This is a genomic window from Gammaproteobacteria bacterium (assembly GCA_016199745.1).
Taxonomy (GTDB): Bacteria; Pseudomonadota; Gammaproteobacteria; order Acidiferrobacterales; family Sulfurifustaceae; genus JACQFZ01.
On the sequence record JACQFZ010000017.1, the window covers coordinates 62,422 to 82,227 of the forward strand.

The 19,806-nt window shown below is 58.5% G+C and carries 18 protein-coding genes; 9 read left to right on the forward strand and 9 right to left on the reverse strand.

The annotated features are described in order from the left end of the window. The gene (locus tag HY308_03935) at positions 1-411 is read left to right on the forward strand and encodes a hypothetical protein (GenBank protein ID MBI3897431.1); all 411 of its coding nucleotides are present in this window, start codon (positions 1-3) and stop codon (positions 409-411) included. Between the two features lie 53 nt (positions 412-464). Here HY308_03935 and HY308_03940 read toward each other — a convergent pair whose 3' ends face one another. Next, entirely contained in the window at positions 465-923 is a 459-nt protein-coding gene (locus HY308_03940; GenBank protein ID MBI3897432.1) for a hypothetical protein, read from the reverse strand. Positions 924-1,465: 542 nt separating this feature from the next. Here HY308_03940 and HY308_03945 point away from each other — a divergent pair. Beyond that, positions 1,466-1,981: a superoxide dismutase family protein gene (locus tag HY308_03945; protein MBI3897433.1), complete on the forward strand. Its 516-nt coding sequence runs from the start codon at positions 1,466-1,468 to the stop codon at positions 1,979-1,981. A gap of 217 nt (positions 1,982-2,198) precedes the next feature. Here the strand turns inward: HY308_03945 and HY308_03950 are convergent, their stop codons facing one another. Both HY308_03950 and HY308_03955 read right to left on the reverse strand, forming a co-directional pair. Next, positions 2,199-2,711: a GNAT family N-acetyltransferase gene (locus HY308_03950; GenBank protein MBI3897434.1), complete on the reverse strand. Its 513-nt coding sequence runs from the start codon at positions 2,709-2,711 to the stop codon at positions 2,199-2,201. A gap of 119 nt (positions 2,712-2,830) precedes the next feature. After that, a complete protein-coding gene (locus tag HY308_03955) occupies positions 2,831-3,550 on the reverse strand; it encodes a ribonuclease (GenBank protein MBI3897435.1) in 720 nt (239 codons plus the stop codon). 107 nt (positions 3,551-3,657) lie between these two features. On the opposite strand from HY308_03955, the gene HY308_03960 reads away from it, so the two are divergent. The 3 genes from HY308_03960 to HY308_03970 all read left to right on the forward strand — a co-directional run bounded on the left by HY308_03960 (position 3,658) and on the right by HY308_03970 (position 7,635). Then, entirely contained in the window at positions 3,658-4,062 is a 405-nt protein-coding gene (locus HY308_03960; GenBank protein ID MBI3897436.1) for a DUF3224 domain-containing protein, read from the forward strand. A gap of 71 nt (positions 4,063-4,133) precedes the next feature. Next, entirely contained in the window at positions 4,134-5,930 is a 1,797-nt protein-coding gene (locus HY308_03965) for a cation:proton antiporter (protein ID MBI3897437.1), read from the forward strand. A gap of 130 nt (positions 5,931-6,060) precedes the next feature. Next, complete coding sequence (locus HY308_03970; GenBank protein MBI3897438.1) at positions 6,061-7,635, forward strand: YdiU family protein; 1,575 nt, start codon at positions 6,061-6,063, stop codon at positions 7,633-7,635. A 137-nt stretch (positions 7,636-7,772) separates the two neighbouring features. Here the strand turns inward: HY308_03970 and xrtQ are convergent, their stop codons facing one another. Both xrtQ and HY308_03980 read right to left on the reverse strand, forming a co-directional pair. Further along, the gene (gene xrtQ, locus HY308_03975) at positions 7,773-9,158 is read right to left on the reverse strand and encodes an exosortase Q (GenBank protein ID MBI3897439.1); all 1,386 of its coding nucleotides are present in this window, start codon (positions 9,156-9,158) and stop codon (positions 7,773-7,775) included. Then, the gene (locus tag HY308_03980) at positions 9,155-11,194 is read right to left on the reverse strand and encodes a VWA domain-containing protein (protein MBI3897440.1); all 2,040 of its coding nucleotides are present in this window, start codon (positions 11,192-11,194) and stop codon (positions 9,155-9,157) included. The genes xrtQ and HY308_03980 overlap by 4 nt, the downstream gene beginning before the upstream one ends. A 181-nt stretch (positions 11,195-11,375) precedes the next feature. Between HY308_03980 and HY308_03985 the strand changes: the two genes are divergently transcribed. Further along, complete coding sequence (locus tag HY308_03985) at positions 11,376-12,011, forward strand: DNA-3-methyladenine glycosylase 2 family protein (GenBank protein ID MBI3897441.1); 636 nt, start codon at positions 11,376-11,378, stop codon at positions 12,009-12,011. A 217-nt stretch (positions 12,012-12,228) separates the two neighbouring features. Here the strand turns inward: HY308_03985 and creB are convergent, their stop codons facing one another. From creB to tagH, 4 genes are all read right to left on the reverse strand, one after another. Continuing rightward, complete coding sequence (creB, locus tag HY308_03990) at positions 12,229-12,936, reverse strand: two-component system response regulator CreB (GenBank protein MBI3897442.1); 708 nt, start codon at positions 12,934-12,936, stop codon at positions 12,229-12,231. Between the two features lie 19 nt (positions 12,937-12,955). Beyond that, positions 12,956-13,960 (reverse strand): PD40 domain-containing protein, encoded by a 1,005-nt coding sequence (locus HY308_03995; protein MBI3897443.1) that lies wholly within the window; start codon positions 13,958-13,960, stop codon positions 12,956-12,958. 360 nt (positions 13,961-14,320) lie between these two features. Next, positions 14,321-14,848: an OmpA family protein gene (locus tag HY308_04000; protein ID MBI3897444.1), complete on the reverse strand. Its 528-nt coding sequence runs from the start codon at positions 14,846-14,848 to the stop codon at positions 14,321-14,323. A gap of 85 nt (positions 14,849-14,933) precedes the next feature. Then, positions 14,934-16,397 (reverse strand): type VI secretion system-associated FHA domain protein TagH, encoded by a 1,464-nt coding sequence (gene tagH, locus HY308_04005; GenBank protein ID MBI3897445.1) that lies wholly within the window; start codon positions 16,395-16,397, stop codon positions 14,934-14,936. A 291-nt stretch (positions 16,398-16,688) separates the two neighbouring features. Here tagH and tssA point away from each other — a divergent pair, with 291 nt between their 5' ends. From tssA to tssC, 3 genes are all read left to right on the forward strand, one after another. Further along, positions 16,689-17,672 carry a type VI secretion system protein TssA gene (gene tssA, locus HY308_04010; protein ID MBI3897446.1) on the forward strand — a complete coding sequence of 328 codons (984 nt, stop codon included), beginning with the start codon at positions 16,689-16,691 and terminating at the stop codon, positions 17,670-17,672. A 72-nt stretch (positions 17,673-17,744) separates the two neighbouring features. Then, positions 17,745-18,254: a type VI secretion system contractile sheath small subunit gene (tssB, locus tag HY308_04015; GenBank protein MBI3897447.1), complete on the forward strand. Its 510-nt coding sequence runs from the start codon at positions 17,745-17,747 to the stop codon at positions 18,252-18,254. A 27-nt stretch (positions 18,255-18,281) separates the two neighbouring features. Beyond that, positions 18,282-19,775, forward strand: coding sequence for a type VI secretion system contractile sheath large subunit (gene tssC, locus HY308_04020; protein ID MBI3897448.1), 1,494 nt, complete (start codon positions 18,282-18,284; stop codon positions 19,773-19,775). The last annotated feature ends 31 nt before the right edge of the window (positions 19,776-19,806 follow it).

A 19,806-nucleotide genomic window follows, 5' to 3' on the forward strand; every position in this document is an offset into this window, starting at 1 on the left:
ATGAATGATCTGCAAACGGTGCTCAAGATCGTCGCCAAGCACAAAGGCAAGCTTCTAACGATAAGCGTATTGGTTGGTTTAGCCGTGTACTTTTATCCAAGAGCGCACGTGGAATATGTCTCGGTGAGCCCAGACCGAACCTATCGTATCGAGATGTATTACCCGAGCCTCTTTCAATGGCTACTCAACCGTGACAAGCAAGACGCCGGCTTCGTGCGGTTGTATCGAAACTTCGACAACCAATATTTTGGCGAGAGTGAAGTGGTCGACTTCTTCGGTGGTGCGCAAACCATGTGGATGATGGATATATCCGGCAGGGTCCGCGTTGGTCGCGACGTTGTTTTTGAAGGTGTACCGCCGGTGACCGCTGCTGGCGAAGTAATGAAGGTGCCTAATCCGGCAGCTCAGTAGTTAGACCAGCAACTGCAGCGGCTTAAAGTAATCGATAGGCCGCCGTTATTCGACTACACACATTGAGAAAACGCAGGGTGGTCGTGCGCCTTATTTCTTTCAATGGGATAGCCGGACATCAGCAGAAGGTAGCCATTTTTTAGCAGCGCCACCGAATCGTCGGGAAGACCACCGGTGGCACCTTTCAACGTCACCAACAGCGGACCGTAGTCCTCGCACAAAGTAATCGTCACCAGTCCCTTGTCGCTGTCAGTGCGAGCCTCGCCTACCACCGAACCGTCATCGATCCGGCTGACGCTGACGACACCGCCCAGTACCTTGCCCAACCCACCGCCGGCGCCGGCACTGTCGCCACCTCTGCCCGCTCCGGAGCCACCACCCGCACCTTCGTGCGGCGGCCGCACATCGGCGTCACCGCTAAAGCCAGTTTTTACGCCGGCAACCCATGGCGAGCGGCTGCTCGCATTCGGTGCCGCCGGCCGCGTTAGGAATTTAATGCAGCGGACTCGCACTTAAGATAGAGACAGAGATCGGAGTTGTGGTTAACGATATTTGCTGCACGATAAATCGGCCTGACCTGCCATCGGACAATTGAATTTCGAAAGAACGACCTTGGCTGTTGAGTAACTCGTCCGGAAGCTGCTCAAGCTGAAAATGTCCGTACCATGCTTGCAAACAAGCGCGGTCGGCCTCTTCATTGATCCAGACAGCGACATTCTCAGCGACGACGTTTACGCCATCTAGAATTCGCGCTGTGACTCGCCTCATAAGAACCTCTTCCGCACTTCGAACTACATTAGAGCCGCTGCCCGTTCGAGCGCTAACAAGAAAATTTAAAAGCAGCGCCGTTAAGTGTCCGTCCTATCCCCTCATCGATGTATTGTTATGCCCCGTTAGACAGTTTCAAAGTCCGAGTAAGCATGCGATATTGCCCAACTTAAATATAAGAAAGACGTTGTCATCACGTTTCTCCGACGTCCATCTTGATCGCTAAATCATTCCAATAGCAGCAGGAGATTTATTTGTGAATCTAAAAATCGCAACGACTGTAACGATGGTTGGAGCCGTTTGGCTTAGCGGCTGTTCATTCATGTCGCCTACGGATTCAACCGCTCCCGTCGCAACTGCCATCTTAAAACCCACGGCAAACAATACCGCCACCGGCACCATTACCTTCACCCAGGTTGAAAATAAAGTGCACATCGAGGGCAATATTGCCGGCCTCTCGCCCGGACCGCATGGCTTCCATATCCATGAGAAGGGCGATTGTTCGGCCGCCGACGGCGCCAGCGCTGGCGGTCATTTTAATCCCACCAACAAAGCGCACGGCGCAAATAGCGGGACCGAGCGTCATGCAGGCGACCTCGGCAATTTAGTCGCCGACAGCGATGGCAAAGCCGTGGTCAAAATTGAAATCGACGGCGTTACGACAACGCCGGGCGAAGCGAACAGCATCGTCGGTCGTGGCTTGATCGTTCATGCCGATGCGGACGATTTTAAAACGCAGCCTACCGGCAATTCCGGCAAGCGGGTGGCATGTGGTGCGATTGATGCGGCGGTAAAAAGTTAAAAGCGAGATAAAAAGCAATCTCGAAATACCCCCTCCCTAACCCTCCCCCGCAAAAACGCGGGGGAGGGAATAGTTTTTGCCCCTCTCATAATACGGACCACGCGATAGCTCAAATACCAGTCCAGGAATGGTCTGAACTTCAAATTCAATAGCGCCGCATACGTAGCTACCGATTGCGGGCGTCAGCTTATCGGCCGCTGTCGGCGCAACGGACGGATTAGATTTCATTGATGAACCGCACCATATGAAGGTCCTCTTGGAGCACTCCGTTGAGTAAGGTGGCATCTTTCTCTCGGCCGAACTCCTTGAAGCCACAGGTCCTATACAACGAAATGGCACTGCGGTTCGCAGCGTTGACCGAAAGATTGATCTGACGAACGCCCGGTAGCGCGTCTGCAAATTGCAACGCATTCAGCAGCAACACCTTCCCTAACCCGCGGCCTCGAAAGTTCGGGGAAACGTACATGGTCCAGAGGTAAGCCTTATGAGCCATGCTGCGTAATCTTTCCCGCCCTACTCCGATAATTCCCGCGAGCTCCGCACCTTCGGCCGCGAATGCCCCGAATACACCGCGATCGGATTTGGATAAGCGTTCGCCGATCACGGATAACGGCGTATCGCATTCCTCCTCATAGCTGGAAGCAAAAGCATCGGGCGCATCGCGCAACGCCTGCAATCGAAGCGCCTGAAAGATAGCGCCATCGGCGGCGTAAAGCTGGCGGATATACATGTCGAAACCTACTGTTTGAGTTAAGCGGTCGAAGCTCAGCGTCATCGGGCTTCTAGTTCCTTGAAACGCAGATTAACTTTTAAAGTAGGCCCAAGTCATTATTGTTATCAAAGGGGCTATTAACCCACGTCATCGACATAGATATCGCCATCTACGCACAACTCCTTTCGTTTCGGTCTTCGTTGGGGTGTGCCGAACCCCGATTTATCCAACGATAGGCCCATGAGCGAATCTGCCTTGAGGTGCATTCTGATCTCGAGCAATCCTTGGCGACTATTCTCAGAACGGTCACAAATAAATTCGATGGAACTCACCGATTTCTGTCCGAAGCTTTTAACAGCGGCGCCGCGTATCTTCGATAATGTGATGGTCTTGCCGATGCGGCTGGCAATCAGCTGCGACAGCGCGCTCTGCCGTAAGTCGTGGGTGAGCTGTACCGACTTTGCGAAATAGTCGTCGGCCCGGACCTGCGCACAAGTACCGTGCTTTATCCATTCGTGGCGCTCCAAATGCGACTGGGTGCCGGGCATAACTTCCGACAGCTTTTCCATTTGTGCTGCCGTCAAACTGACCGCCGGCAGCTTTTCCCATGCTGGCGGTTGCGTTCGATCGAGATCCTTCAGCGCCCGATCCACTCCGCAATAATCTCCGCGTTGCGGCCAAAGGCCGTGTAGCGATAGAAATTTTGCGTCGGATCGGTCCGCTGTCTGAGTTTGGCACTCAACGATTTTTGACTTGTGTTGGCAGAACTCCGGCTCCCAACTGACGGCAAGCACGTAGTCCCCGGCCTTTGCCGACGTAGAAAAAATAAGCACGATTACCAAAAATAGCGAGCGCATAGCAATTCCTTTTGTTATTACGCATTCGATTGTCGCTGATTATTGCAGCGGTCACATAGCTTAGCTAACGTACAATGACTTCCCACTAATAATTGAAGGAAACAATCATGGCAATTCGCGCCGATGGAAGGTTTGAGGTAACGCTAGCGCCACAAACCCCGGATGACAAAGCCGAAGGCACAACGCTGGGTAGAAAGTCGATCGACAAGAAATTTCACGGCGATCTGGAAGCGACCAGCAAGGGCGAAATGCTCAGCGCCATTACTAGCCGACAAGGCTCGGCCGGTTACGTCGCGATCGAACGAGTCAGCGGAAAACTGCACGATCGCAGCGGCACGTTCGTGCTCCAGCACTGCGGTACCATGAACCGCGGTGCGCCGCAATTGACGGTCGACGTGGTGCCGGACTCAGGTACCGATCAGCTCATCGGTCTTGTGGGAAAGATGGCGATCAAGATCGCCGACGGCAACCACTTCTACGAATTCGAGTATGCGTTCGCCGACACACCTTGATTGTTGGTTTATTGACGCCGGCGTATAACGGCTCTACCGATATCCCACGCCAACCGAGCCCCGGAAATCGCATGGATTCCTCACTGCTGTTTCAGATGGTGCTGTTCCTCGCGTCAGCGGTAATCATCGTACCGCTGTCGAAACGACTGGGCCTGGGAACAGTGCTCGGGTTTTTGATTGCCGGCATTATCATCGGGCCGTGGGGATTACGGTTAGTGCGGGACGTGGAGAACACCCTGCACTTAGCCGAGTTCGGTGTGGTATTGCTGCTGTTCATCATCGGCCTGGAGTTGCAGCCGTCGCGGTTGTGGGCATTGCGGCGGCCGGTGTTTGGATTAGGAAGTGCGCAAGTCCTCGGGACTGGAGCGCTGTTGGCGGTCGGCGGGTATGCCCTGGGACTGTCGCTGACGGCGGCGGTAATCGCCGGGTTGGCGTTGTCGTTTTCGTCGACCGCATTCGCGTTGCAGATGTTGGCCGAACGCAAGCAATTAACCACGCACTTTGGGCGTACGTCGTTCGCGATTTTACTGTTTCAAGATCTGGCAGCGATTCCGTTGCTGGCGATCGTGCCGATGCTAAGCGGCGCGACCGATATGGATCAGACCGCCGGTATTACCGCGGTAATCAAAGCGGTGACGGTAATCGCCATCGTCGTCGGCGGCGGGCGGTTTTTGTTGCGGCCGTTGTTGCGCTTCGTGGCGGCGACCGCGAGTCAGGAAATATTCACGGCGGCGGCGCTGCTCATTGTCATGAGCACGGCGCTGCTGTTGCAACAGGTCGGACTATCGATGGCGCTTGGCGCGTTCCTCGCCGGCGTGTTGCTGGCGGACTCGGAGTATCGACACGAGCTTGAAGCGGACATCGAGCCGTTTAAAGGACTATTGCTCGGATTGTTTTTCATGAGCGTCGGCATGTCGCTCGATCTCGGGCTGGTAACGAGCGAACCGCTGGTAATCGTTGGATTGACGCTCGGATTGATTGCGGTCAAAGCGACGGTGTTGTACATCGTCGGCCGGCTTTCGGGACAGGATAACTCCACCGCCGTGAACATGGCGCTGGTGATATCGCAAGGCGGCGAGTTTGCGTTCGTGTTGTTTGCGGTGGCGACCGGTACTGGCGTCATGGACCGCACGACCGCGAATCTTCTGGTGGTGATCGTATCGATGTCGCTGGCGGCGACGCCGCTGCTGATATTGGTCAACGATCGCGTATTCCGCTTCGGCCAACGGCCGGCGCCAGCGCGCGAATTCGACGCCATCAACCCCCCGGAGAATCGCGTGATCATCGCCGGCTTCGGGCGTTTTGGGCAAATGGTGGCACGCAATCTGCGTATGCGGAAAATTACCTTCACCACGCTCGAGGCCAGCTTCGAGCAAGTCGACTTCGTACGACGCTTCGGCAGCAAGGTTTACTTCGGCGACGCTTCGCGGCTCGATCTGCTGCGCGCCGCCAAGGCGGATAAGGCCGAGGTGTTCGTGTTGGCGATTGACGACGTGGTCGCGTCGATGAAGACGGCAGAAGTGGTGCGCAAACATTTCCCACATCTCAAGATTTACGCGCGAGCGCGCAATCGGCCACACGTTTACCGGTTGATGGACCTCGGCATCGAACACATTTATCGCGAAACGTTTGCCGCCAGCCTGGAAACGGCGCGCGACGTACTCGTCGGACTCGGGTTAACGAGCGAGCAGGCGCGCGAAACCGTGAGGCGATTCCGCAAACACGACGAAGAGTTGATTCGTCGGCAACATGCGGTCCACCATGACGAGAAACAATTGATCGCGACCGCCAAGCAAGCGGCGCAAGAGCTGGAAGGGTTGTTCGAGGAAGACACGAATATCGTCAGTGATAGCGCGACCCAGCGGTAGCCAACGAAGCGTTCCCTCTCCCCTTGCGGGAGAGGGAGTGGCGGCGGATAGGCTTCGGCTTTTACTTAAGTTAAGTGCCATTCGATGGCGACCCATTTGATTGTTACCCATTAACGTCTAGAGCACATAGATGCAGACCCTTCGTTTTGACAACGCGTTCGTGCGCGAGCTGCCGGCCGATTCGGAAATCGGACCGGGCGTGCGCCAGGTAAATGGGGCGGCATATTCGCGCGTCGATCCGACGCCGGTGGCGGCGCCGCGGCTGATGGCGTATTCGCCCGAGGTGGCGGCATTACTAGGCATCGGCGAGAGCGATATTGCGTCGCCCGAATTCGCACAGGTGTTCGGCGGTAATGCGCTGCTCGATGGAATGGAGCCGTACGCGGCAAACTATGGCGGACATCAGTTCGGTAACTGGGCCGGACAGCTCGGCGACGGTCGCGCGATCACGCTCGCGGAAACCGTTAACGCCACCGGTAAACGTTGGGAATTACAGCTCAAAGGCGCGGGACCGACGCCGTACTCGCGCCGCGCCGACGGCCGTGCGGTGCTGCGCTCGTCGGTGCGCGAATTTCTGTGCAGCGAGGCGATGCATCACCTCGGCGTGCCGACGACACGAGCGCTGAGTCTAGTGGCAACCGGCGAGCAGATCATGCGCGATATGTTTTACGACGGTAATTCCAAACCTGAGCCGGGAGCGATCGTGTGTCGGGTGGCGCCGTCATTTATTCGCTTCGGCAACTTCGAGTTGCCGGCGGCGCGTGGCGAGGCGGCGCTACTGAAACAACTGGTCGACTTCACCATCCGCCGCGATTTTTCCGAGCTATTCACCGGAACGAATGACGACCTCGGCGAGCAGGTACGCGCGGAGTGGTTTGCACAAGTCTGCGAGCGCACGGCGCGGATGGTGGCACATTGGCAGCGGGTCGGCTTCGTTCATGGCGTGATGAACACCGACAACATGTCGATCCTCGGTCTGACGATCGATTACGGACCGTACGGTTGGATCGATAACTTCGATCTCGATTGGACGCCGAACACGACTGACGCGCACGGGCGACGCTATCGTTTCGGGCAACAAGCGCAGGTGGCGTATTGGAATCTCGGGCAATTCGCCAATGCGCTGGTGTCGACGTTCGTTTCCACCGAGCCGCTGTATGCCGGGTTGCAGCGTTACGTCGATGTGCATACCACGGCCGAACGTCGCAACACCGCCGCGAAGCTAGGCCTGGTCGACTACTTGGACGAGGACGTGGAACTCATGCAGGCACTGCAGACGTTGCTGCAATCGGCCGAGGTCGATATGACGCTGTTCTTCCGGGCACTGGCCGATATCGACATCGACGCACCGACAGTAGCGCCGCTCGCGAGCACGTTTTACGACGACGCGAAGCGACGCGCGGCGGAGCCGATGTTCAACGAATGGCTGGTACGTTATTGCGCGCGTGTGCGGCGCGACGGGCTGCCGGCGGACGAACGACGGGCACGCATGAATATGGTTAATCCGCGTTACGTTTTGCGTAACTATTTGGCGCAACAAGCGATCGATCGTGCCGAACAAGGTGACGTGGCCGGCATCTATGAATTACTCGACGTGTTGCGGCGTCCGTATGATGACCAGCCGGGGCGCGAGCAGTTTGCGCAGCGTCGGCCAGACTGGGCGCGCAACCGCGCGGGGTGTTCGATGTTGTCGTGTAGCTCGTGATATTACCCCCACCCTAACCCTCCCCCGCTACACGGAGGAGGGGATTAAAAAAAGCACCGACACTTATCAGTCGCCAATCTCTATTCCCTCCCCTGCGCAGCGGGGGAGGGTTAGGGTGGGGGCATTTTGCGATTACACTAACGATTAATCGTCGCTTTCGTTATCGCCCGCCACGGTCCGTGCGAACGGCCCGTCACCGCCGCCCAGTACCAAGCTGAAGCATCGGTAAATCCCTGCCCTTGCGCATCGACGATCCGCTCGCAAACACGTAGTCGCTGATCGTTCTTCTCGGCAACGAAACAGCGCCAAAGTATCGACGCATCGCCGTCCTGTACCAACGCGCTCGACAACACGCGATAACCCAAGCCACGATAACAATCGGCCGCGGGATGCAACATGCGCGTCGGCGCCGTCACGTGATGCAACACGATCGCACGTTCGCCGTCGGTGAAGCGAGCGATGGCGCCGGGGAAACGATCGGCGAAGCGCTGTTCGACCGCCGACAACGCCAGCGGCCGTAACGGCCGGCCTTCGAACTCTTGCGGCCACTCGATCGCCGACGGCGGCACAACCGCCGCCACCGGCTCCGGTTGCAACCACGGCCAGAGCGTCAAACCGGCAAGCGTGATGAACGAACCGACGCGCACGCCGCGGCGCCAAGCAACTGCGGTGAACAATCGCCGCGGCTGGTGCCATTCCAATGCGACCGCCGTCGTACCGGCGGCGCTGATGACATACCACAACACCAGCAGACACACGCCGGTGAACGTCGCCAAGCCGATGGCCTCGTGCGTCCATTCGGGCCAATGCACGAGCCCAGCTTCCTTTACGACCAGCACCGTATTACGGACGATGTTACCGGCGAGCACGGTCACGCCAATAAACGGCACGCGTCGCAGGAAGCGACCGTCGGAAACGCGCAACCAAGCGGCAGCGGCGCACGCCGTGAAGTAAGCGACCCAGCCCATTTGGATGCCCGAGCACGGCGCATCCACCATCACCAAGCGCCCAGCGACGACAAGCGCGGTACCGCTTCTTTCGATATCGACGGCGAACAACGTCAACAACAGACGCGATGCTTCGGCAGTCACCACACGCAGTGGAAAGCCGACGAAGAATTGCAACGACGACAACAACGGCAACGCCAGCAGTGCCAAACCGACGAATGCCAACATCGGTTGCTCGGCGATGCGCAGCGCCATCAACGTGGCGCAAACTGCCAGCACCGCCAACACACCGCGCGCCAACGCCGGTAACTCGGCACCGCCGAGGATGGCGGCGGCAACCAACAATGTCGCTAACACTAACCAACCGATACGCGGCCGCTCGATAAAACCCTTGCGATCGCGCAGCACTAATACGGCGAGTGCCGCCAGCGCGACGATGCCTAACGGATCGTCCGACCGATCCAACAAACGGGCGGCACACCAGCGCCATACCGGTGTCAGCGCCACCACCGGCAACGCCAACCACATCCATGACGGCAGGCGATCGACCCACCCGGATTTCAACGGCAGATTCATTGCCGAACCTTGATCGGACGTCGGCGGCCGAGAAACGCACACAGTGTCACTATCCCGCTGATCGTGAGCATCCACCAGAAGCTCGGCTCCGGTGTGCTCGGCACCGTCGCACCGCCGACGGCGAGATTGCTTACCCCTTGCGGCAATGGCGACGGTTGATCGACGCGGTCGCTGCTGGCGGGCGCCACATTGCGCACGACATCGTCGATAGCAATGAACGACGTGTACGGCGTGAGCAAGTTGTACTTAAGACCGAGGTCGAGAATTTGCTCGCGCCGCGCGCCGTTACCTTCGAGCGACTCTTGATCGCTCAAACTGGCGATGCGGTGCCGCGCCCAAAGGTAACGCAACGCGCCGTTGTGTAGCGACGCTTGCTGATTGTTCAATGCTAGCGTTGCGCGGAACGGACCGTTGGCGGCGCGCCCTTCGAGCACTACGTTACCCTTCGGTTCGCCGCGCCACTTACCAAACAGCACGATCGGTCGCTGCGCGAACACATCCGGCAACGTCATCGGCTCGACGTCATAGACATCGAGCCCGTCGAACCGCACCTGCACATGCGTTAATACCGGCGCATCGACCAAACGGCGAAAGCGCTCGGCGGCGGACGCGGCCACCGCCGAATGTAACACCACGAACGGCTCACCTTGGCCGGCACGGGCCATGCCTTCGATCAGCTGGCGATTGACCGATGAGCCGATACCGAACGCGAATAAATTGGCATTGGCAAGATTGCGCTGGATCAATTCGAACGTCTCGCGCTCGACCGTGACGTAGCCGTCGGTAATGACGACGAAACTACGCGCACGATCCGGATCGCGCGGCAACGCCAACGCCGTGCGCAACGCCGGCACCAGCTCGGTACCGCCGCTACCGCTTTGCTCGGACAACACGCGTAACGCCTTGTCGATATTGGCGCGCGTCGCCGGCACCGATTGCGGGGCGAGCATGCGGTTGCTGCCAGCGAACAACATGACGTTGAAACTGTCGCTGGCACGCAGGCCGCCGACTAAGTCCTTGAGCAGTGTCTTGGCGGTGTCGAGCGGGAAGCCGTGCATCGAGCCGGAAATGTCGACGACGAAAATATATTCGCGCGGCACGATGGCGGCCGCCGCCACCGCCCGCGGCGGTTCGACCATCGCTAGAAAGAAATTTTCGCCGCCGCTCGCTTTATCGCCGCGCGACAACAAGATGCCCGACTGAATGCGGTCGCCGGTCAGGCGATAATCGAGCACGAAGTCGCGGTTGTTTTCGTTGTTGCCGGTATCGGCGAGCGCGACCCGCGTTTCGTTGTCGGAGATGCGCTGCGTGTCGATTTTATGCGACGGCGACGTTAACGCTTGCAGCGGGATCGGCGTCGCCAATTGCACGTGCAGATCGAAACGCGGGTTCGCTAACTCGCCCTGCTGCAGGTACGGCGTCGAGATCCATTGCTCGGTGGTGCCGCTGGCGGTCGCCGGCGAGCCGTTGTAGCGCGGGCCGACAACGGTGGGGAACACGAACTGATAACGGCCATCGGTCGGCACCATCAACTCGGTGTAGCGCAACTCTACTTTCACGTCGTCACCCGGAAGAATATTGGCGACATTCATCTGGAACACATTCTCGCGCTGTTGTTCGAGCAGCGCCGCGGTCTTGCCGGCGCTCTTGGCCGCTTCGTAATCGACGCGTGCTTGCTGCTTCTCGCGGATTTTTGCGGTAAGTAGGCGATCGGCCAAGCGCACGGTCATGCCGTAGACTGCAGCACGGGTCGATCCGGGAAAGATGTAACGCGCCTCGATCGGGCGTGCGCCTTCGTTCTTGTAGTGCTGGGTGACGATGACATCGGCGATGACACCGATGATGCGGACATCGACCTGTGTGTCCTTGAGCGGCAGGCGGTCGAGGGTCGGGTCGTCGCTATTGACGAAAAAGTATGGACTCTCGACTTGATCCGGCGCGGCGTCGGTCTGCGCGCGGGCGAGCTGGAACGGTAACAATTGAAATACGACAGCGAGCGCCAACAACACGATACGACGGCGGTAGCACAACAGCATAGTTTTTCTCCCAGCATAGACATGATGCACGGGCGCCAGCATGCGGTGCTTCTGCGGGCGCGGTTTGAAGCCTGGGTGCGGTTGTGTGAAGCGACGGTGAAGTCGTGGTTCTCGGCGGTGGCGAGAGCCGATATCATGCGGGCGCAACTATCGATTCATCGCCGCGATAACAACAGCCCACATGCCGAGTTTTATCGAAAAAATTACCGCCGCCGAAAAACATTTGCGCCGCGTCGATCGCGCGCTGGTGCACGTCATCACCGACGTTGGCCGGTGCACGCTGCGCCTATCGCGGGGATCGCCGTACGAAGCGCTGACACGGGCGATTGCGTATCAACAACTGACCGGACGCGCCGCGCAAACGATTCTCGATCGCTTCGTCGCGCTCTATCCCGACACACGCTTCCCCGAGCCGAGCGCGGTGCTGGCAACCTCGGTGGCGCGGTTACGGGCAGTCGGTTTCTCGGGCAATAAAGTGAAGGCGATTCACGACATCGCCGCTAAGGCAAACGACGGCGTCATCCCCACGCGCGCGCAGGCGCAACGGCTCGATGACGAGGCACTGGTTCAACGACTGCTGCCGATTTACGGCGTCGGTCGCTGGACCGTAGAGATGCTGTTGATCTTTACGCTGGGTCGGCTCGATGTGTTGCCAGTGGATGACTTTGGCGTGCAGAACGGTTTGCGGGTGGTTCACAAACTTCGCCGTAAACCGACTAAGGCCGATTTCGTGCGCCTCACAGAGAGTTGGCGGCCGTATCGCTCGGTTGGGGCGTGGTATTTGTGGCGTTATATGGATTTATTGAAGAAACGGTAGCGTTCGGATGGGTCCGAGCTAACTCATAAACGCCCCCTCCCTAGTGTCCGGAGTCATTAATTTATTAAAGAATTCCCGGACGCTTGATGTCGTGTCTCCCTCTCCCCTTGCGGGAGAGGGAACAAGGGAGAGGGGAGTGGCTAGCGATACGTTTATTCAACGAATTAATGACTCAGGATACTAGCCCTCCCCCGCTATCGCAGGGGAGGGAATTAAATTATGAACCGCGGGTTAGCTCGTCGGGTAGATCGTCGGCGAAGGCGTAACCGACACCACGGTGCGTGCGGATCGGTTCGAGCTGTGGCGCGATCGCATGTAACTTCGCGCGTAATGTTTTGATATGGGTGTCGACGGTACGATCGAAGCTTTCGCCGGGCTCGGTCCATACCCGTTCGAGCAACTCGTCGCGGGTGAAGACGCGACCGGGAGCGCCGGCCAGCGCTTTCAACAAGCCGTATTCGTAGCGCGATAGTTCGAGCACGCAACCGTAGTAGTGAATGCGTCGGCGCACGTCATCGATGGCAATCGCCGGTGCCACGCTTGCCGGCGCCGGTGCACCCTTCTGCACGCGCCGTAGGATCGTGCGCACGCGCGCCATGAGTTCGCGCGGCGAGAATGGCTTGGCCACGTAGTCGTCGGCACCGAGCTCGAGGCCGACGACACGATCGATCTCGTCATCACGTGCTGTCAGGAACATGACCGGCGTGTCGGTATGCGCTTGGATGCGTTTGAACAAGTCGAAACCGTTGGTGTCCGGCAAACCAACGTCCAAGACAATTAATGCCACCGCCTGCTCGGCAAGCTTCGTCAACGCCTCGGTGCCGGTGCGGCATAACACCGGTTCGAAACCATCGGTCGCCAGCGCGTAGCGAATGATATCGGCGATGCTGGGTTCGTCTTCGACGACTAGGATGCGAGGCTTCATGGATGCGCTTTAAAAGGAATTAATCTACCGGGATGGCAGGTCCCCAAGATCCGTTCGCTTGTTTCACCGAATACATAATCTTGATCTTATACGTTGTCAGGTCGCCGCAGGCGAAATACATATATTGGCCGTCGTCGGTGAAAGAGGCCTCGGCGGCATAACCGCAGCCGGCAATCGAGATAACGGTCGGCGACGCCGTACAGGTCGAGCCGTTCGAGAGGCAATGCATGAGGCCGGACGGGCTGTTCCAGTAGATGTCCGGACCGACCGGGCTAACCCACATTTGATCGTCGTCGCCGGCGGTATTAAACGGCGCACCCGCGTTGACCGGCGCCGACCAGCTGCCGTTAGTGTAGAAAGAAAACCAAATATCGGTTCCGCCGAAGCCGCCGGCACGATTCGACAAGAACCAAAGCCCGTGCCCATCGGCCGAAAGATGGGGATTGTCCTGGCGCACGCCGGGCGTAGGGTCGTTGATGCCGGGATCTAAACTAGCGGCGGAACTCCAGCCACCGTCCGAGTTTCGATTAGCGATGAGCAGATCGTTGTGGGTGCCGTTTCCCTGAAGCCAAATGAACGTATTGCCATCGTTGATCTCCATGCCGCTTGAATCGGCATAAGCGCCATTGAGTCCGAGGTTGACTGCTTCGCCCCAGGTACCGTCGGGATTTTTCGTTGCGACGTAGATGTCGGATTCATCCCACGGATTGTTGCCGTTCTTATGTAAGCCCGACCGCTCCGGTCCGGTGGCCGGCGGCAACGTGATGCCGCCGCTTTTTAACCAGACGGAAAAATCGTAGCGCGAGTACATGAAATAGAGCCGCTTTCCATCGCGCGAAATGAAAGGAGAATCGGACCAGCCGGCTGCCGTATTGATGGGAATGTGCGCGGTTGGATCGCTCGGCGCTGGATCGTTCGATGAACCGGAACCACCGCCGCAGGCAGCGAGCCACACCATCGATAGGCCGGCGCAAACCGACGCGACCGCTCGACGCACAGCGCTCGGGGATTGGATGTCGCTCATGGTCCTGCCCTGATCTTATGTTTTTATAAATTCTGCCGGCGTCGCTGCCGGCGCGAGGCTTATTATCGGCTTACCCGGTTCCGCTCGCGAATCGGCGGCCCCGGCCTGATACCTTAATATATGGTATCCGACGACCATCAGCATGCCACGGCAAGCTCGGGGTCGGAAACAGGATTTTTTAGCGTGGGTGGGGCTTTTGAGGAGGGGCGCCAGAAAACGTCGTGTGCCGATAAAACGATGGGGGATCGACCGGCATCCCCACTCGCCTTGTTGTCCACAGGAGAACAGCCACTTGCGCACGGAACACACTATCGGCAAGTCACTCGCCGATAAGCGCGCCGGCGGGTACTGCGAGATACCTTACTGTATCGTCTTGATCGTAACGCGCCGGTTCTCGGGCGCGATCGGATTTTCGACATTCATCAATTCACTTTCACCTTTACCGATCGCCGTCAGTCGTGCCTCGGCGATCTTGTAATTCTGTACCAAATATTGCCGGACGGCGACGGCCCGCTCCTCGGAAAGTTGTAGGTTAAATTCGTCGGTGCCGCGTGGGTCAGCGTGGCCTTCGATGTTGAATTTGTAATTTGCCAACTGGTCGGATTTGAGCGCCAACCCAACCTTGTCCAGCACCGCCGCGCCTTCGACGGTGAGCTCCGCCGAGTTGGTCGCGAAGGTAACAAGCAACGATGCGTTCGCCGCTTGATTTGCCGCGTCGGTCGTATCGCGACTGAAACCGCGTGTGCGCGGCTGTTCGCCCGGCGTAAGCGCCCTAATCAACGCGACCTCGGTCACATCATTCCCCGTCAGCAGCGGACCGGCCGCTTCAGCTACCCCCATCAGTGACACCGCCGTCACCAGGAACATCGCCAACCGCGAATGTTTCATTTTTTCCTCCTGTGCACTCATTGAGTTATACGTTAACCGAATTATATGTCTTACCATACCCGCGACTTGGTTCACCAACAATCTCCTATTTCAGACTAGCGGCACTCTTGTCCTGCTGTTCGAGTTTTTCGATCTGCGCCTCGTAAGCCCGCAAGAACTCTTTACCGAACAACGTGTGAAAATCGTCCTCTGCCTCGCGCGACACGTCGCTGTACAGATGCTCGTACAAATCCCACAAGCGAATTTTGCGCTTACTCGGCAATAACGACTCGATAAAATTATTTCGCGTCAAACGTTCTGCCAACTGCTTGGGGTTAAAGCGCGACAACATCCCGCTCAGCGCCGCCCGCATGCCGGCCACTACTCCGAACTGGTGCGCGCATAAATCTTTATGGGCGTCCCTCATGGCAGGCAACGGCAGCATGAACCCAGGTTGTGGTACCAGTAGATGCGTCAGCGCCACTTCTACGTTCGGCGACAACTTGAGTGGATTATTTTCGCGGGCGGCGATCATGGTGCGATCGGCACGCACTTCGCGCTTAACCAAGGCTCTGGACAACAACAGATTAAGCGTTCCCTGGGTCGCCTCGCGCAAGAGCGCTCCCAGCATGTTCGCGGTCTGCGGTGTCAGCCCGCCCGGCAGCTTGAGATGAGGCACACCGGCACCTTTTAAGAACGCTTGCAGCACTTCGTCCTGGGTCGCCGGCACCGCCGCCGGCGCTGCGGCCGGGGGTGGCGCTGGTTTCACCGGCGCGCGATTCACCGTCACCGCCGGCTTCGACTTGGCCGGCGCAGGAGCGGTCTTCGCCTGCGGTGGGACGAACGAGCTATGTATTTCCGGCGCATCGTTTCGCTGCGGACGCGCGGCGCGTACCGTCGTTCCGGCGCGAGCCGTCGCCAACGGTCTGCCGGGCGCACAGGGGTCGGCGCTTGCGACCGTTCCAAGCCTGAACAGATCGTCGATACATTGGCTTTTGTTGGTTGGCGGGCCCAAATCCGCGTCGAAATCATTGGGCAACCAAACCGACTCGGGTTGCGCCGCCGGCGGCTGATTCGGCACAGCCAACGGATTGAAGCCCGACAACAACGTGTCATCTTCCCCGGAAACGGCGAACGGATCGTCCATCAAGCTAGCTAGTGGATTGTCGTTAGCTACGCCAGGTTTCGTCGACACCGGCGCTTCGGTACACGCGCTGGTAACAATAGATGCCGCGTCTTTGCCGTTAACCGCGCCCACCGCCGCGACTTGCAGACGATAGACGCCAATAACAATTTGATCGCCGTCGCCAATCTCATGTTCGTTCCCCTGACCCAGCGCACAGCCGTTGACGTGGACCGGCGTGCTGCTGCTATTGTCGCGAATCGCATAACGACCGACACGAAACAGGATCACGGCATGCGTACGCGAGATGTGACGCTCCGGATCGGGCAACACCAACGTGTTGTCCTGGCCGCGACCGATGCTGCCGCCGAGTTCGTCGAATTCCGCAACCAGCGGCTCGGCATGCGCACGACCGTTATGCTCGACGACGCTGATGGTGATCGCCATTTCCTTCTCCGCGATATGCAAGTAAACGTGCTCGTTGACTAACGAGCGCTAACAAGACGCCGGCATCTTCCCACGCGCTCCGTGCGCACAAAACGACATCATCGGACGTCATGCGACATAAGCGCTGACGAACTTCTATGAGTTTTTTTGGCCGCCGGTCTAGTGCACGGCGCATTAACGTCGTGTCCACTGGTGTCAGCTCGCGTCGCGTAACGTCGTTTTGTGCGTCAAAAGGCCGTGGCAGGATGCGCCCATCTTGAAACGTAGCGGCACAAGGACCCGACGCAGCCAATGTCCGTCGTCATCGAAAAACTGCTGGCCGACATATCGCCCGATCTGCCCTGCGGACCGAACCTAGAGTACGACGCTGAGTTCGTCGCGCTCGAACAGGCGGCACGCAGCAAGCCGGAACAGCAGCTCGGCGAAACCGTGGTACCGGCGCAGGTGCCCGATTGGAGCGACGTCGGTCAACGGGCGCAGACGCTGTTACAGCGGACCAAGGATATCCGCGTGGCCGTGTTATATGCACGCGCTCGCACCTGCACCGAAAACTGCGTCGGCCTCGCCGCCGGTCTGGCGCTGATTCAACAGTTGTTGTTGCGTTACTGGGAAACGGTTCATCCGGCGCTCGAGGCCGACGACGGCAACGATCCGACCATGCGCGTGAACGCGCTGGCGCCGTTGGCCGACGCGGAAACGTTCCTGCTCGACGTGCGCAACGCGTTTCTAGTGGAACCGGCGGCTTACGGCAAAGTTTCGGTGCGCGACATTCTGATACTGCTCGGCAAACTTGCGGCAAACGACACCGCGCCGAGCCAAATCGAAATCGAAGGAATCATTCGCACCGCCGGCGCCAACAACGCCGTGCCGACCGACGCCGTGCATGCCGCGTTAAAGACAGCGATGGAACTGCAGGCCTTGCTGGCGACAAAGATCGGCTCACCCGATTTGAAACCGTTGGTCGATACGCTGCGGCCGGTGGCGCAAATGTGCGACACGTTACTCGGCACGGCGACCGACACGACGCCCGTTGGCAGCGACGCGCCGACCGCGCGCTCGATCAACGGCGAGATTCTTAACCGCGAAGACGCGGCGCGGCTGCTCGATCGAGTGTGCGAATTCTTCCGGCGCACCGAGCCGTGTAATCCGGCGCCGTTGTTTATCCGCCGCGCGCAACAGTTAATGACGAAGAGCTTTATCGAAATCATTCAGGACCTGGCGCCGGACAGCCTGACGCAAATCCAGAAATTAACCGGTGACGGTAATAACAGGTAAGTGTGGACACCGACCCAGCTCTGTTGAGGCCGGATTCGATCAAATAGCCAACAAAATTTTGAGGAGACAGCCGTGGCAGAGAGCAGCCAGAAATTCATCGGACGCAACCGCGCACCACGCGTGCAGATCGAATATGACGTCGAGCTTTATGGCAAAGAGAAAAAAGTTCAGGTGCCGTTCGTGATGGGCGTATTGGCGGACCTCGCCGGTAAGCCGGCAGAGCCATTAGCGGCAGTGACCGATCGCAAGTTTCTCGATATCGACGTCGACAATTTCGACAATCGCATGAAGGCGATCAAACCGCGGGCTGCCTTTGCCATACCGAATACGCTGACCGGCGAAGGCAATATGACGGTCGACATTACCTTCGAAAGCATGGACGACTTCTCGCCGGCAGCGGTCGCGCGCAAAGTGGAGCCGCTCAACAAGCTGCTCGAAGCGCGCCAGCAGTTGGCCAACCTGGTGACGTTCATGGACGGCAAAGCCGGCGCCGAGGAATTGATCGCTAAATTGCTCAATGATCCGGCGTTGCTGAAATCGCTGGCGGCTAACCCCAAACCTATTGACGACGGCGCCGAGTAATAGGCCACCCCAATTCGGAGACGACCCATGTCACAGACCCAAGAACTCATTCCGGCAGCGGCTGACCTGAGCTTCGATGGCAGCGAGCTTACCGCGCTGCTGCAAAAAGAATTCCGGCCGCGATCCGACGAAGCCAAAAGTGCCGTCGAGCAGGCCGTGCGTACGCTTGCGGAACAGGCGCTGTCGCAGACCAAGCTGATTGGCAAAGACGTCGTCGAGTCGATCGAGTCGATTATCGCCGAGCTCGACAAGAAGCTGTCGCAACAGATCAATCAGATCATTCATCACAACGACTTCCAAAAGTTGGAAGGCGGCTGGCGCGGCTTGCAGTATCTGGTCAACAACACCGAGACCGACGAGATGTTGAAGATTCGCTTCATGAACATCTCGAAGCAGGATCTCGGTAAAACCCTCAAGCGCTTCAAAGGCACCAACTGGGATCAGAGCCCGCTGTTCAAGAAAGTCTATGAAGCGGAGTACGGCCAGTTCGGCGGCGAGCCGTTCGGTTGTCTGGTCGGCGATTATCACTTCGACCATGGTCCGCAAGACACCGAGCTGTTGGGCGAGATAGCGAAGATTTCGGCGGCGGCGCACTCGCCGTTCATTGCCGGCGCCAGCCCGACGCTGATGCAGATGGACTCGTGGCAGGAGCTGACCAACCCGCGCGACATCAGCAAGATCTTCACTACGCCGGAATACGCCTCGTGGCGCTCGCTGCGCGAATCGGACGACTCGCGTTATATCGGCCTCGCTATGCCGCGCTTCCTCGCGCGTCTGCCCTACGGCGCCAAGACTAATCCAGTCGAGGAGTTCGATTTCGAGGAAGACACCGGCGCTGCCGACCACAGTAAGTACGCCTGGGCCAACTCGGCCTACGCCATGGCGGTCAACGTCAACCGCTCGTTCAAGCTCTACGGCTGGTGCTCGCGTATCCGCGGCGTCGAGTCCGGCGGCGCGATCGACAACTTGCCGGTGCACACGTTCCCGACCGACGACGGCGGGGTCGATATGAAGTGCCCGACCGAGATCGCGATCAGCGACCGGCGCGAGGCCGAGCTCGCCAAGAACGGCTTCATGCCGCTACTGCACCGCAAAAACTCCGACCTCGCGGCCTTCATCGGCGCGCAATCGCTGCACAAACCGACCGAGTGCGACGATCCCGACAGCCAAGCCAACGCCAACTTGGCGGCACGGCTGCCGTACATGTTCGCCTGCTGCCGCTTCGCGCATTACCTGAAGTGCATCGTCCGCGACAAGATCGCTTCGTTCAAAGAACGCAGCGACATGCAGCGCATGCTGCAGGATTGGATCATGACTTACGTCGACGGCGATCCGGCGCATTCAACGGATGTGACCAAGTCGCGTAAGCCGTTGGCCGCCGCCGAGGTGCAAGTGGAAGAAGTCGAAGGTAATCCGGGCTACTTCACCTCGAAGTTCTTCCTGCGGCCGCATTACCAGCTGGAAGGATTGACGGTGTCGTTACGTCTAGTGTCGAAGCTGCCATCGTTGAAAACCATCTGACACCGTCAGTGATCGAGCGGATGAGAACGAC